Annotated in this window: 14 protein-coding genes; 9 read left to right on the top strand and 5 right to left on the bottom strand. The window is 70.5% G+C overall.

Going from position 1 to position 13,507, the window contains the following annotated elements; translation table 11 throughout:
* The first annotated feature begins 18 nt into the window (after window positions 1–18).
* The 5 genes from atpA to ACWZEH_RS24045 all read left to right on the top strand — a co-directional run bounded on the left by atpA (window position 19) and on the right by ACWZEH_RS24045 (window position 5,096).
* Entirely contained in the window at window positions 19–1,611 is a 1,593-nt protein-coding gene (atpA, locus tag ACWZEH_RS24025; protein ID WP_456193174.1) for a F0F1 ATP synthase subunit alpha, read from the top strand.
* A 23-nt stretch (window positions 1,612–1,634) separates the two neighbouring features.
* Window positions 1,635–2,552 (top strand): F0F1 ATP synthase subunit gamma, encoded by a 918-nt coding sequence (locus ACWZEH_RS24030; RefSeq protein ID WP_456193175.1) that lies wholly within the window; start codon window positions 1,635–1,637, stop codon window positions 2,550–2,552.
* A complete protein-coding gene (gene atpD / locus ACWZEH_RS24035; RefSeq protein ID WP_456193176.1) occupies window positions 2,552–3,988 on the top strand; it encodes a F0F1 ATP synthase subunit beta in 1,437 nt (478 codons plus the stop codon). Before ACWZEH_RS24030 ends, atpD begins: the two co-directional genes overlap by 1 nt.
* Before the next feature lie 113 nt (window positions 3,989–4,101).
* Complete coding sequence (locus tag ACWZEH_RS24040) at window positions 4,102–4,479, top strand: F0F1 ATP synthase subunit epsilon (RefSeq protein WP_456193177.1); 378 nt, start codon at window positions 4,102–4,104, stop codon at window positions 4,477–4,479.
* 170 nt (window positions 4,480–4,649) lie between these two features.
* The gene (locus ACWZEH_RS24045) at window positions 4,650–5,096 is read left to right on the top strand and encodes a DUF2550 domain-containing protein (RefSeq protein ID WP_055591766.1); all 447 of its coding nucleotides are present in this window, start codon (window positions 4,650–4,652) and stop codon (window positions 5,094–5,096) included.
* A gap of 231 nt (window positions 5,097–5,327) precedes the next feature.
* On the opposite strand, the gene ACWZEH_RS24050 is transcribed toward ACWZEH_RS24045, so the two are convergent.
* The 3 genes from ACWZEH_RS24050 to ACWZEH_RS24060 form a co-directional block, all read right to left on the bottom strand.
* Window positions 5,328–7,151 carry a glycosyl hydrolase family 18 protein gene (locus ACWZEH_RS24050; protein WP_456193178.1) on the bottom strand — a complete coding sequence of 608 codons (1,824 nt, stop codon included), beginning with the start codon at window positions 7,149–7,151 and terminating at the stop codon, window positions 5,328–5,330.
* A gap of 119 nt (window positions 7,152–7,270) precedes the next feature.
* Entirely contained in the window at window positions 7,271–7,921 is a 651-nt protein-coding gene (locus ACWZEH_RS24055) for a response regulator (protein ID WP_456193179.1), read from the bottom strand.
* The gene (locus tag ACWZEH_RS24060; RefSeq protein ID WP_456193180.1) at window positions 7,918–9,165 is read right to left on the bottom strand and encodes a sensor histidine kinase; all 1,248 of its coding nucleotides are present in this window, start codon (window positions 9,163–9,165) and stop codon (window positions 7,918–7,920) included. The genes ACWZEH_RS24055 and ACWZEH_RS24060 overlap by 4 nt, the downstream gene beginning before the upstream one ends.
* Window positions 9,166–9,327: 162 nt before the next feature.
* On the opposite strand from ACWZEH_RS24060, the gene ACWZEH_RS24065 reads away from it, so the two are divergent.
* On the top strand, window positions 9,328–9,912 hold the full coding sequence (locus ACWZEH_RS24065; RefSeq protein WP_456193181.1) for a hypothetical protein: 585 nt from the start codon (window positions 9,328–9,330) through the stop codon (window positions 9,910–9,912).
* On the top strand, window positions 9,909–10,106 hold the full coding sequence (locus ACWZEH_RS24070; RefSeq protein ID WP_456193182.1) for a DUF5708 family protein: 198 nt from the start codon (window positions 9,909–9,911) through the stop codon (window positions 10,104–10,106). The genes ACWZEH_RS24065 and ACWZEH_RS24070 overlap by 4 nt, the downstream gene beginning before the upstream one ends.
* 180 nt (window positions 10,107–10,286) lie before the next feature.
* Here ACWZEH_RS24070 and ACWZEH_RS24075 read toward each other — a convergent pair whose 3' ends face one another.
* Together ACWZEH_RS24075 and ACWZEH_RS24080 are read right to left on the bottom strand one after the other, a co-directional pair.
* A complete protein-coding gene (locus ACWZEH_RS24075) occupies window positions 10,287–10,859 on the bottom strand; it encodes a cob(I)yrinic acid a,c-diamide adenosyltransferase (RefSeq protein ID WP_266074456.1) in 573 nt (190 codons plus the stop codon).
* Between the two features lie 113 nt (window positions 10,860–10,972).
* Complete coding sequence (locus ACWZEH_RS24080) at window positions 10,973–11,707, bottom strand: D-Ala-D-Ala carboxypeptidase family metallohydrolase (RefSeq protein WP_456193183.1); 735 nt, start codon at window positions 11,705–11,707, stop codon at window positions 10,973–10,975.
* A gap of 335 nt (window positions 11,708–12,042) precedes the next feature.
* Between ACWZEH_RS24080 and ACWZEH_RS24085 the strand changes: the two genes are divergently transcribed.
* Both ACWZEH_RS24085 and ACWZEH_RS24090 read left to right on the top strand, forming a co-directional pair.
* Window positions 12,043–12,891, top strand: a complete 849-nt coding sequence (locus ACWZEH_RS24085) for a 3-hydroxyacyl-CoA dehydrogenase family protein (protein WP_456193184.1) — start codon at window positions 12,043–12,045, stop codon at window positions 12,889–12,891.
* Window positions 12,892–13,045: 154 nt separating this feature from the next.
* The gene (locus tag ACWZEH_RS24090) at window positions 13,046–13,369 is read left to right on the top strand and encodes an STAS domain-containing protein (RefSeq protein ID WP_266074452.1); all 324 of its coding nucleotides are present in this window, start codon (window positions 13,046–13,048) and stop codon (window positions 13,367–13,369) included.
* Window positions 13,370–13,507: the final 138 nt, after the last annotated feature.

A 13,507-nucleotide genomic window follows, 5' to 3' on the forward strand; every position in this document is an offset into this window, starting at 1 on the left:
GGAGAGCAGGGAACTCAGATGGCGGAGCTCACGATCCGGCCGGAGGAGATCCGGGACGCACTGGAGAACTTCGTCCAGTCGTACAAGCCGGACGCGGCCTCGCGCGAGGAAGTCGGCACGGTCACCGTCGCCGGCGACGGTATCGCCAAGATCGAGGGTCTTCCCTCGGCCATGGCCAACGAGCTGCTGAAGTTCGAGGACGGCTCCCTCGGCCTCGCCCTCAACCTCGAGGAGCGCGAGATCGGTGCCGTCGTCCTCGGTGAGTTCAGCGGCATCGAAGAGGGCCAGCCGGTCACCCGTACCGGCGAGGTCCTGTCCGTCGCCGTGGGCGAGGGCTACCTCGGCCGCGTGGTCGACCCGCTCGGCAACCCGATCGACGGCCTCGGCGAGATCGAGACCGAGGGCCGCCGCGCCCTCGAACTGCAGGCCCCCACGGTCATGCAGCGCAAGTCGGTGCACGAGCCGATGGAGACGGGCTACAAGGCCGTCGACGCCATGACCCCGGTCGGCCGCGGCCAGCGTCAGCTGATCATCGGCGACCGCGGCACGGGCAAGACCGCGCTGGCCGTGGACACGATCATCAACCAGCGTGACAACTGGCGCACGGGCGACGCGAACAAGCAGGTTCGCTGCATCTACGTCGCCATCGGCCAGAAGGGCTCCACCATCGCGTCGGTCCGCCGCGCGCTGGAGGAGAACGGCGCCCTGGAGTACACGACCATCGTCGCCGCCCCGGCGTCCGACCCGGCCGGCTTCAAGTACCTGGCGCCGTACACCGGTTCGGCCATCGGCCAGCAGTGGATGTACGAGGGCAAGCACGTCCTCATCATCTTCGACGACCTGTCGAAGCAGGCCGACGCCTACCGCGCCGTCTCCCTGCTGCTGCGCCGCCCGCCGGGCCGCGAGGCCTACCCGGGCGACGTCTTCTACCTGCACTCCCGTCTGCTGGAGCGCTGCGCCAAGCTCTCCGACGAGATGGGCGCCGGCTCGATGACCGGTCTGCCGATCGTCGAGACCAAGGCCAACGACGTGTCGGCGTTCATCCCGACCAACGTCATCTCCATCACCGACGGCCAGTGCTTCCTGGAGTCCGACCTGTTCAACGCCGGTCAGCGCCCGGCCCTGAACGTCGGTATCTCGGTCTCCCGCGTCGGTGGCTCCGCCCAGCACAAGGCGATGAAGCAGGTCTCCGGCCGGCTGCGCGTGGACCTCGCCCAGTTCCGTGAGCTGGAGGCGTTCGCCGCCTTCGGTTCCGACCTGGACGCCGCGTCGAAGGCGCAGCTGGAGCGCGGTCAGCGCATGGTCGAGCTGCTGAAGCAGGACCAGTACCAGCCGATGTCCACCGAGGACCAGGTCGTCTCCGTCTGGGCCGGCACCACCGGCAGGATGGACGAGGTGCCGGTCGCCGACATCCGCCGCTTCGAGAAGGAGCTGCTGGAGTACCTGCACCGCAGTGAGCAGGGCCTCATGACCTCCATCCGCGAGGGCGGCAAGATGTCGGACGACACCCTCCAGGCCGTGGGCGACGCGGTCGCGGCCTTCAAGAAGCAGTTCGAGACGAGCGACGGCAAGTTGCTCGGCGAGGACGCTCCGGCCGCTGCCGCCAAGTGACGTCCAAGGAAGGGACCTGACTCATGGGAGCCCAGCTCCGGGTCTACAAGCGTCGCATCCGATCCGTCACCGCGACCAAGAAGATCACCAAGGCGATGGAGATGATCGCCGCCTCGCGCGTCGTCAAGGCGCAGCGCAAGGTGCGGTCCTCCTCGCCGTACGCCCAGGAACTGACCCGTGCGGTCACGGCGGTCGGCACCGGTTCGGACGCCAAGCACCCGCTGACGACGGAGGCGGAGAACCCGACCCGTGCCGCGGTCCTGCTCCTCACGAGCGACCGCGGTCTGGCCGGCGCCTTCAACTCCAACGCCATCAAGGCGGCGGAGCAGCTGACCGAGCGCCTCGAGCGCGAGGGCCAGGAGGTCGACACGTACATCGTCGGCCGCCGCGGGCTCGCGCACTACAACTTCCGCGAGCGCACGGTCGCGGAGTCGTTCACGGGCTTCACCGACGAGCCCTCGTACGCGGACGCCAAGAAGGTCGCGGCGCCGCTCATCGAGGCCATCGAGAAGGACACGGCGGACGGCGGCGTGGACGAACTCCACATCGTCTACACCGAGTTCGTCTCGATGATGACGCAGACCGCGCTCGGCTCCCGGCTGCTTCCGCTGCGCCTCGAAGAGGTCGTCGAGGCGTCGTCCACCAAGGACGAGATCCTTCCGCTCTACGACTTCGAGCCGTCGGCGGAGGACGTCCTCGACGCCCTGCTGCCGCGCTACGTGGAGAGCCGTATCTACAACGCGCTGCTCCAGTCGGCCGCTTCGAAGCACGCCGCCACGCGGCGCGCGATGAAGTCGGCCACCGACAACGCGGGCGAGCTGATCAACACGCTCTCCCGTCTTGCCAACGCGGCCCGCCAGGCCGAAATCACCCAGGAAATCAGCGAGATCGTCGGTGGCGCAGGCGCTCTGGCCGACGCAAACGCGGGGAGTGACAATTAATGACCACCACTGTTGAGACCGCGACGGCCACGGGCCGAGTCGCCCGGGTCATCGGCCCGGTCGTCGACGTGGAGTTCCCCGTCGACGCGATGCCGGAGATCTACAACGCCCTGCACGTCGAGGTCGCCGACCCGGCGAACGCGGGCGAGCTGAAGACGCTGACCCTCGAGGTCGCCCAGCACCTGGGCGGCGGCCTGGTCCGCACCATCTCGATGCAGCCCACCGACGGCCTGGTCCGTCAGGCCGTGGTGACCGACACGGGTTCGGCGATCTCCGTCCCCGTCGGCGACTTCACCAAGGGCAAGGTGTTCAACACCCTCGGTGAGGTGCTGAACAGCGACGAGTCCTACACGGGCGAGCGCTGGCCGATCCACCGCAAGGCGCCGAACTTCGACGAGCTCGAGTCGAAGACCGAGATGTTCGAGACCGGCGTCAAGGTCATCGACCTGCTCACCCCGTACGTCAAGGGCGGCAAGATCGGTCTGTTCGGCGGTGCCGGCGTCGGCAAGACGGTGCTCATCCAGGAGATGATCTACCGCGTCGCCAACAACCACGACGGTGTCTCGGTGTTCGCCGGTGTCGGTGAGCGCACCCGTGAGGGCAACGACCTCATCGACGAGATGAGCGAGTCGGGCGTCATCGACAAGACCGCGCTGGTCTTCGGTCAGATGGACGAGCCGCCGGGCACCCGTCTGCGCGTCGCGCTGGCCGGCCTCACCATGGCCGAGTACTTCCGTGACGTCCAGAAGCAGGACGTGCTGTTCTTCATCGACAACATCTTCCGCTTCACGCAGGCCGGTTCCGAGGTGTCGACCCTGCTCGGCCGCATGCCCTCCGCGGTGGGCTACCAGCCGAACCTGGCCGACGAGATGGGTCTCCTCCAGGAGCGCATCACCTCGACCCGCGGTCACTCGATCACCTCGATGCAGGCGATCTACGTCCCCGCGGACGACCTGACCGACCCGGCCCCGGCCACCACCTTCGCCCACCTCGACGCGACGACGGTTCTCTCCCGTCCGATCTCCGAGAAGGGCATCTACCCGGCCGTGGACCCGCTGGACTCCACGTCCCGCATCCTGGACCCGCGCTACATCGCGCAGGACCACTACGACGCGGCCATGCGGGTGAAGAACATCCTGCAGAAGTACAAGGACCTGCAGGACATCATCGCGATCCTCGGTATCGACGAGCTCGGCGAGGAGGACAAGCTCGCCGTCCACCGTGCCCGTCGTGTGGAGCGCTTCCTGTCCCAGAACACCCACGTCGCCAAGCAGTTCACCGGCGTGGACGGTTCGGACGTGCCGCTGGACGAGTCGATCGCCGCGTTCAACGCGATCTGCGACGGCGAGTACGACCACTTCCCGGAGCAGGCGTTCTTCATGTGCGGCGGCATCGAGGACCTGAAGAACAACGCGAAGGAGCTGGGCGTCTCCTGAGCCGAGCGCTCGACTGAGAGGGGGGCGGGCGCCGTCCCGCCCCCCGATCCACGCCCACTAGACTTGTAACCAACACCCGGCGGACCTGCCGGGTGGTGACCCGAGGAGCCATCTTGGCTGCTGAGCTGCACGTCGCGCTGGTCGCGGCCGACCGAGAGGTCTGGTCCGGCGAGGCCACCCTGGTCGTCGCGCGCACCACGTCCGGCGACATCGGCGTCATGCCCGGTCACCAGCCGCTGCTGGGTGTGCTGGAGTCGGGCCCGGTGACCATCCGTACGAACGACGGCGGGACGGTCGTCGCCGCGGTGCACGGAGGTTTCCTCTCGTTCGCCGACGACAAGCTGTCGGTGCTGGCGGAGATCGCGGAGCTGTCGCACGAGATCGACGTCCAGCGTGCCGAGCGGGCGCTCGGCCGTGCGAAGTCGGAGGCCGACGCCGCTGCGGAGCGTCGCGCGGACGTTCGGCTGCGGGCCGCTACGACGGACCGCTGAACGACCGGGGTGCCCGAGGCGCCTTCCGGGCCGTTTAGGCTCTGAGGGAGCCGTACGATGACGTCACTCAGCCGCGGCTGGGACCGGAGTGATCCGGACCCGGTCGCGGCTGAGGCAGATCTGGATGATTTTTCCGTTCCGTTACCTAGGAGACGAGGAGGTCGGTGTCGATGGTCCTCGCTCTGACTGTGTGCGGAAGTGTCGTGGCGCTCGTGGTGGTGGGCCTCTTCGTCTTCGGTCTGCGCCGCCGCCTCATCCAGCGTTCCGGCGGAACCTTCGACTGCAGCCTGCGCTGGGACGCCCCCGAACCGGGTGACTCCGGCGGCAAGGGCTGGGCGTACGGGGTGGCCCGCTACAACGGGGACCGGGTGGAGTGGTTCCGGGTCTTCTCCTACGCCCCGCGCCCGCGCCGTGTCCTGGAGCGCTCGGCGATCGAGGTGGCCGGCCGCCGGGTGCCCGAGGGCGAGGAGGAACTGGCCCTGCTCTCGGACGCGGTGATCCTCGCCTGCCTGCACCGGGGCAGGCGGCTGGAGCTCGCGATGAGCGACGACGCGTTGACCGGCTTCCTCGCCTGGCTGGAGGCGGCCCCGCCCGGCCAGCGGGTGAACGTCGCGTAGAGCGACGTTCAGGGCCCCGCTGGGTGGGGGTCCCCCCGGCAGCGGAGCTGTTGGGGGAGGGTGAACGTCGCGTAGAGCGACGTTCAGGGCCCCGCTGGGTGGGGGTCCCCCCGGCAGCGGAGCTGTTGGGGGAGGGTGAACGTCGCGTAGCCGGGCGCTCACACGCAGGTGCTCCCCCGGACGAGGTCCGGGGGAGCACCTTTGTCGTGCGGGGATCTGCGGACCCGCGGTCTACTTCAGGCCGCTGTCGATGGCGGTCGCCAGCTCGCCATTGGCGGTGTCACCGCTGAACTCCCAGAAGAACGCACCGCCCAGGCCCTGGTCCTTGGCCCAGTCCATCTTGCCGTCGATGGTGGCGGGGGTGTCGTAGGACCACCAGTTGCCGCCGCAGTGGGCGTAGGCCGTGCCGGCGATGGTGCCGGTGGCCGGACAGCTGTTCTTGAGGATCTTGTAGTCCTCGATGCCGGCCTCGTAGGTGCCGGGCGCCGGGCCGGTGGCCGCGCCGCCGGGGGCGGCCTGCGTGACGCCGGTCCAGCCGCGGCCGTAGAAGCCGATGCCGAGCAGCAGCTTGCTCGCCGGGACGCCCTTCGCCTTCAGTTTGGAGATCGCGGCCGCGGAGTTGAAACCGTCCTGCGGGATGCCGTTGTACGAGGTCAGCGGCGAGTGGGGGGCCGTGGGGCCGTCCTTGTCGAAGGCGCCGAAGTAGTCGTACGTCATCACGTTGTACCAGTCGAGGTACTGGGCTGCGCCGCCGTAGTCGGCCGCGTCGATCTTGCCGCCCGAGGAGCCGTCCGCGGTGATCGCGGCGGTGACCAGGTAGTCCCGGCCGAACTCGGCGCGCAGGGCCCGGGAGAGGTTCGTGAACGCCGCCGGACCGCTGGTGTCGCAGGTGAGACCGCAGGCGTTCGGGTACTCCCAGTCGATGTCGATGCCGTCGAAGACATCGGCCCAGCGCGGGTCCTCCACGACCTGCTTGCAGGAGGCGGCGAACGCGGCCGGGTTCTGTGCGGCCTGGCCGAAGCCGCCGGAGTAGGTCCAGCCGCCGAAGGAGTACAGCACCTTGATGTGCGGGTACTTCGCCTTCAGCTGGCGCAGCTGGTTGAAGTTGCCGCGCAGCGGCTGGTCCCAGGTGTCGGCGGTGCCGCTGACGGACTGGTCCGCGGTGTAGGCCTTGTCGGTGGCGGCGTAGGCGTCGTCGAGCTTGCACTGGCCGCCCACGACGTTGCCGAACGCGTAGTTGATGTGCGTGATCTTCTCGGCCGAACCGGACGTCACCAGGTTCTTGACGTGGTAGTTGCGGCCGTAGACGCCCCACTCGGTGAAGTAGCCGAGCTTGACCTTGTCGCCGGGGGGCGGCGGCTCGGTGGTCCCGCCGGTGGTGCGGACCTTCACCGAGCCGCTGACCGGGCCGGTCTGGTCGGCGGTGTCACGGGCCTGCACGCTGTACGAGTAGTCGGTGCCCTTGCTGAGGCCGCTGTCCGTGTACGAGGTGCCGGTCACGGTGGCGACCTTGGCACCGCCGCGCAGGACGTCGTAGTTCTTGACGCCCTTGTCGTCGGTGGCCGCGGACCAGGACAGCTTCACCGAGGTGTCGGTGACGCCGGAGGCCGAGGGGGTGCCGGGCGCGGAGGGCGCCGCGTCGCCGGGGACGGAGGTGCCGTCACAGCTGCCGCCGTTGAGCTTGCAGCCGGCGGGGGAGCCGGTGCCGGAGCCGTTGAAGCCGAAGCTGATGGAGGCGCCGGGGGCGAGGGTGCCGTTCCAGGACTTGTTCTTGGCGCTCCAGTGGTTGCCCGAGGACGTCACGTCGGCGTCCCAGGCGGAGGTGACGGAGGTGCCGGAGGGGAAGTCCCACTCGACGGTCCAGGAGCTGAGGGCGGTGGTGCCGGTGTTCTTCACCGTCCACTTGCCCTCGAAGCCGGAGCCCCAGTCCTGGGTCTTGGCGTAGGTGGCGGTGGCGGACGTCGCTGCCTGGGCGGGACTCGCGAGGGCGACGAGGGCGGAGAAGGGGAGGAGCAGGGTCGCGAACCCTGCCACGGCTCTGTGTCCGAAGCGCATGCTGCGCCTCCTTTGTGAGGCCGGATGTCGTCGTGGGCATGACTGAGCCATCACACCCGCGGTGCCGTGAGGATAGAAAGGTCTGGACCACGGGTCAATAGGTCTGGACCACTAGACCGTCATGTCCGGTGGACGCCCAACTCCTGTGCGAGCACCGCCGCCTGCACCCGGCTGCGCAGGCCCAGCTTCCCCAGCAGGCGGCTGACGTGCGTCTTCACCGTGGCCTCCGCCATGTCGAGACACCCGGCGACATCGGCGTTGGACAGGCCCTCGCCGAGACAGGCCAGCACCTCCCGCTCACGCCGGGTGAGGGAGTCCAGCACCGCCGGATCGGCCGTGGCCGCGCGGGCGGGCTTCGCCGCGAACTCGGCGATCAGCCGCCGGGTGACGGCCGGAGCGACGATCCCCTCCCCGCGCGCCACCGTGCGCACGGCCGCGATGAGGTCCTTCGCCTCCGTGTTCTTCAGCAGGAATCCCGAGGCCCCGGCCCGCAGCGCCCCGAAGACGTACTCGTCGAGATCGAAGGTGGTCAGCACCAGCACGTCGGCGAGCTCCTCCGCGACCACCTGCCGGGTGGCCGACACCCCGTCCAGGCGCGGCATCTGGACGTCCATCAGCACCACGTCCGGCCGCAGTTCACGGGCGAGGGCCACCGCCTGCTCGCCGTCCGCCGCCTCCCCCGCCACCTCGATGCCGGGCGCGCTGCGCAGGATCAGCACCAGTCCGGCGCGGACGGCCGACTGGTCCTCGGCGACCAGGACGCGGATCATTCGGTCCCTCCTCGTGGGTTGGGCGCGGGGGTGGTGGCCGTGGCACCGGCGGGGGTGCCGGTGAGGGGCAGGGAGGCGTGCACGACCCAGATCCCGGGGTGCGCGGAGCCGCCGGCGTTCTCCGGGCCGGCCTCGAAGGTGCCGTGCAGCAGGGCGATCCGCTCCCGCATCCCCACCAGACCGGCCCCGGAGCCCGGGGCGCGCGGGGCGTCCCGGCCGCCGTACGGGCTGACCACGCGGATGTCCAGGGCGCCGGCCTCGTGGCACAGCCGCACGGTGACCGGCCCCTGGTCGGCGTGCTTCAGCGCGTTGGTCAGCGACTCCTGCACGATCCTGTACGCGGCGAGCTCCACCGGCGGCGGGACGTCACCGTGCGCGGCGTCGGGCAGGGGATCGAGGGTGACGTCCAGGCCGTTGGTGCGGGCCCCCTCCACCAGGGCGCCGAGACCGTCGAGGGTCGGGGTGGCGGCCGGCTCCCGGTCGTCGTGGTGGCGCAGGATGCCGATGAGACGGCGCATCTCGGCCAGTCCCTGGACACTGTTCTCCCGGATCACGGTGAGCGCCTCCCGGGAGGCGGCCTCGTCGTCCAGGGAGAGCGCGGCCGTGGAGTGAATGGCGATCGCGGACAGGTGGTTGGCGACCATGTCGTGCAACTCCCGTGCCATCCGGGAGCGTTCCGCGGTCACCGCCTGGGTGCGGTCCATCTCGGCCAGCAGCGCGGTCTGCTCGGCGCGCAGCCGGGCGGCCTCGGCGGCCTCGCGGTGGTTGCGCACGATCAGCCCGGTCGACGCGGGCGTGAACGCGACGACGCCGACGGCCACGCCGACCAGCAGTGCCTCGGGCACCCGCCACAGCGCGTACGGCACCAGCGCCCCCGCGACCGTGAGCAGCGCGGTGATCCGCGGGAGAAGGCGGGCGGTGGCGGGGGTGCCGTACAGGACGGCGGCGTACATCAGGTCGGTGTACATGATGATCGTGGCCAGGCTGCCCCGGGTGAGACCGTCGGCGAGCAGCGCGGCCGTGCCGGTGAGCAGCGCGGTGCGCGGGGCGCTGCGGCGCAGCAGCTCGCAGCCGGCGATCACGACGAGCGGGACCAGGAGCGGCCACCGGCCGTCGAAGACCACGTAGGCCTCGTCGGCGGACCGCATGCCCAGCCCTATGCCCCACAGCAGCAGCCCGCCGAGCAGTCCGGCGAGCGACGCCCACACGTCGAAGCGGTGGGGCCGGGGGAGTCGTGGGGCCATGACTCCATCCAACACGCTGCGCACGGCCGTCGCCTGATGCCCGAGAACGTTCCTCGGGGCCGCTGGACTGCATCTTTCGATGTACAGGCGGTTCGTCAGCGGCGACGACGCCGGCGGCCGGTGCGCACGGGAGCCTGAAAGGGCGACCGAGAGGAGCCAACCGTGATCGTCGCCCTGATCGCCGCCTGTGAGATCGGTTTCTGGGTGCTGCTGGCCGCCGGGCTGGCCTTCCGCTACCTGCTGAGAATGCCGCGCACCGGACTGGCGCTGCTGCTGTGCGAGCCGCTGCTGGAGGTCGTCCTGCTGGTCGCCACCGCGGTCGACCTCAGGAACGGCGCCGAGCCGGGCTGGGCGCACGGCCTGGCCGCGCTGTACATCGGCTACACCGTGGGGCACGGCCACCGCACCGTGAAGTGGCTGGACGGTCACGCCGCCCACCGCTTCGGCGGCGCCCCGAAGCCGGCCGGACCACCGCGCCACGGCACGGCCCGCGCCCGGTACGAGACGAAGCTGTGGCTGGGCACGGTGGCGGGCGCCGCCGTGGCGCTCGCGCTGCTCCAGCTCGCCGTCTGGTACGTCGGCGACGCGGGCCGTACCGGCACGCTGGAGGACTGGCGCGTCGCCGCCCTGCGCATCACCGCGATCCACGGCCTGGTGGCCCTGGCCTACTGGGTCTGGCCGAAGAAGGACCCGGCGGGCGGGCCCCGGGCCGGGACGGACCTCGACAAGGAGCGTGTGGGCCGGTGACCCGGGCGTCCAGGAATCTCCTCGTGGGGGCCGCCGTGCTGGTGGCGGGCCTGGGACTGCGGCTGTTCGCCGGGGGAGCGGACCTGCCGCTGGTCACCCCCGCCAAGGTGGGGGTGGTGATGATGTGCGTCGGCGGGGCGGAGGTCCTGCTGGGCCTGTACCGGGCCGCGCGGACCGCGGCCGGGCCCCGGTAGGGCGTGCTGCGGGAGCGGCGTCGTCCGCCCGGAGGGCGGGGCCCGCGGCGTCCGGTGCGGTGCATCGCAGGGCGGAGGGCCGTCCGCGTACCGGGTGTACGCGGACGGCCCCCACAACACGGCGAGGTGCCGTGCCGGACGCCGCGGGCCGGACGGGACTCCCGGAACACGCCCTGGGGCTCAGCGCTCCCCGCCCGGCACCCACAGCACGTCGCCGGTCTCCTTGTTGGCGATGCGCGCCAGGATGAACAGGAGGTCGGAGAGGCGGTTGAGATAGGTGGCGGTGAGGGCGTTCATCGTGTCGCCGTGCGCCTCCAGCGCGGCCCACGTGGAGCGCTCCGCGCGGCGGACCACCGTGCACGCCTGGTGGAGCAGGGCGGCGCCCGCCGTCCCGCCCGGCAGGATGAAGGAGCGGAGCTTCTCCAGCTGCTCGTTGAAGCGGTCGCAGTCCGCCTCCAGCCGGTCCACGTAGAACTGTTCGACCCGCAGCGGCGGGTACTCCGGGTTCTCCACGACCGGCGTCGACAGGTCGGCGCCCACGTCGAACAGGTCGTTCTGGACGCGGGTGAGGACCGCGACGACCTCCGCCTCCAGGCCGCCCAGGGCGATCGCCGCACCGATCACCGCGTTCGCCTCGTTGGCGTCGGCGTAGGCGGAGATCCGCAGATCGGTCTTGGGGACCCGGCTCATGTCGCCCAGGTTCGTGGTGCCCCTGTCACCGGTCCTGGTGTAGATGCGCGTCAGATTGACCATGCGGCCAAGCCTAGTTGCGCCCGGGCGCGGCGGGCACGGCGGGCGGGTCCGCACCGGGGACCGCCCGCCGCGCGGCGCCGGGGCGTCGGGTGCCGGGGCGCCGGACCGGTCCGTCAGATGCCGCAGGTGGGGGCCGACCAGTACGGCGACGGGTCGTGGGCCACGTGGACGTGGTCGTTGTGGCCGGCGTAGCCGGGGCCGAGGATCTCCGAGAAGCCGTGGGTCCTGCTCTGCCTGGCGAGGGTGCAGAAGCCCGGGGAGCCGACCAGGTCGGCCGCGTCTCCGTAGAGGTGACGGCTGGTCGAGGAGCCGCCGACCGCGTTGTTGCAGGCGTAGGACCGGAAGCCGCTGGAGATGTTGATCGGCACGTCACCGAGCCGGCGCCGCATGGCCTCCAGCTTCCACATGGTCTTCAGGGCGTTCGCCCTGGCGGTGGCCGCCGGGACCGCGCCGCCCGACCAGGTGGAGTTGCACCTGTTGAGTTCGGCGTAGGTGAAGTGGACCGGCGTGCAGTCGGAGTCCTGGAGCGCGTAGATCCTGCTGAAGGTCGCCGGTCCGGCCACGCCGTCCGCGGCCAGCCCGTAGGCCGCCTGGAACTTCTTGACGGCGGCGGCGGTGCGGGCGCCGTACCGGCCGTCGTAGGAGAGCTGTTCGCCCGAGGTCACCCAGCCCGCGACCCGGATCTGCAGCTGGGTCACATCGTTGCCGGAGGAGCCCTGGGACAGCGTGCGGTTCCAGGTGTAGCAGTCGTCGGCGTGCGCCGTGCCCGCGGTGGCACTCACACCGAGGACCGTGCCAGACATGACCATGACAAGAGAGAAGAGGGTTCGTGCCGCGCGTCCGAGCATGGTGGCCTCCCGACCGTCGGTCGCTGGATGGGGCGGTGCCGTCGGCCGGACGGCGACCGTCGGCCAGCGTGCGCCACACCGCTACGCGCGTCAACAACGTGCCGGTGAATGAACGGAGTTGGCCTCGGGGTGATCCGGTGAGCGATCCTTGCCGTCCGTCACCGGCCAAGAGCCCCGCCGGAGTCGGGGACGGTACGGTCCTCGGGCGTGATCGGCGTCTCACGGCGTGAGACGTGACACGCATTACTAACCCCTCACACATCCGCTCGCGGACGCTAATGTCCGCGAGTGACAGACATGAACAGTGCGTGAGCGTTTCGAAGGGGAGTCGCACAGTGGCACGGAAGCTCGCCGTCATCGGGGCCGGCCTCATGGGGTCCGGAATCGCCCAGGTCTCCGCCCAGGCGGGCTGGGACGTCGTGCTGCGCGACGTCACCGACGAGGCGCTCGCGCGAGGCACCGACGGGATCAAGTCGTCGTACGACAGGTTCGTGAGCAAGGGCAGACTCGAGGCCCACGACGCCGACGCGGCCCTCGCCCGGATCACCGCGACCACCGACCTGGACGCCTGCGCCGACGCGGACGTCGTGGTCGAGGCGGTCTTCGAGAAGCTCGAGGTCAAGCACGAGATCTTCAGTGCCCTGGACGGGATCGTGCGCGACGACACCGTCCTCGCCTCCAACACCTCCGCCATCCCGATCACCAAGATCGCGGCGGCGACGCGGCGCCCGGAGCGGGTCGTCGGCGTCCACTTCTTCTCGCCGGTGCCGATGATGCAGCTGTGCGAACTGGTCCGCGGCTACAAGACCAGCGACGAAGCCCTCGCCACCGCGCGGGAGTTCGCCGAGTCCGTCGGCAAGACCTGCATCGTCGTCAACCGCGATGTGGCCGGCTTCGTGACCACCCGCCTCATCTCCGCCCTCGTCGTCGAGGCCGCGAAGCTGTACGAGTCGGGTGTGGCGAGCGCCGAGGACATCGACCTGGCCTGCAAACTGGGCTTCGGCCACGCCATGGGACCGCTGGCCACCGCCGACCTGACCGGCGTGGACATCCTGCTGCACGCCACCGGCAACATCTACACCGAGTCCCAGGACGAGAAGTTCGCCGCTCCCGAACTGATGCGCCGGATGGTTGACGCCGGTGACATCGGCCGGAAGAGCGGGCAGGGCTTCTACACGTACTGATCGACCCGAACCCCCGGCCCGGTCACACGCCGGGGTGAATTCGGTATCGGTTCGCTTACGCGGGGCAACCTCTGCAGGCTCCACGCAGTCAGAGGTTGCATCACCGTCATGACCGAACTGCGGAGACACGAGACGCACGCACCGGGGAGCGCATATGCACATCAGGGGCGACCACGCCGAGCTGGTCGTCGGGGGCCGCCTCGACGTCCGCAGCGCGGCGGACGCCCGTACGGCCCTGCACGCGGCCGTCGACGACGGAGTCGGCGACCTGCTGCTGGACCTGTCCGAACTGGACTCCTGGGACGCCACCGGACTCGGCGTGATCATGGGAGCCCACCGGCGGGCCGGCCGCTGCGGCCGACGCCTGGTGCTGCGCGACGTACCGCCGCAGATGCAGCGCCTGTTGGTGGCCACCCGGCTGCACCGGATCCTGGCGATCGAAGGAGGCATCGGGGTGGACACGCTGCCCCGTGTATGAGGTGCGGGACAGGACCGGCCGGACCGGACCGGAGGGACGGGCGGACCCGGGCCGACCTCGGCCAACGGTGTGACGCACGCACAATCCTCACGAGACCGTGACGTCTCGGACCGCCCGGCACCCCGGGCTGTCGTGGAT

Source organism: Streptomyces yamdrokensis, from assembly GCF_053890455.1.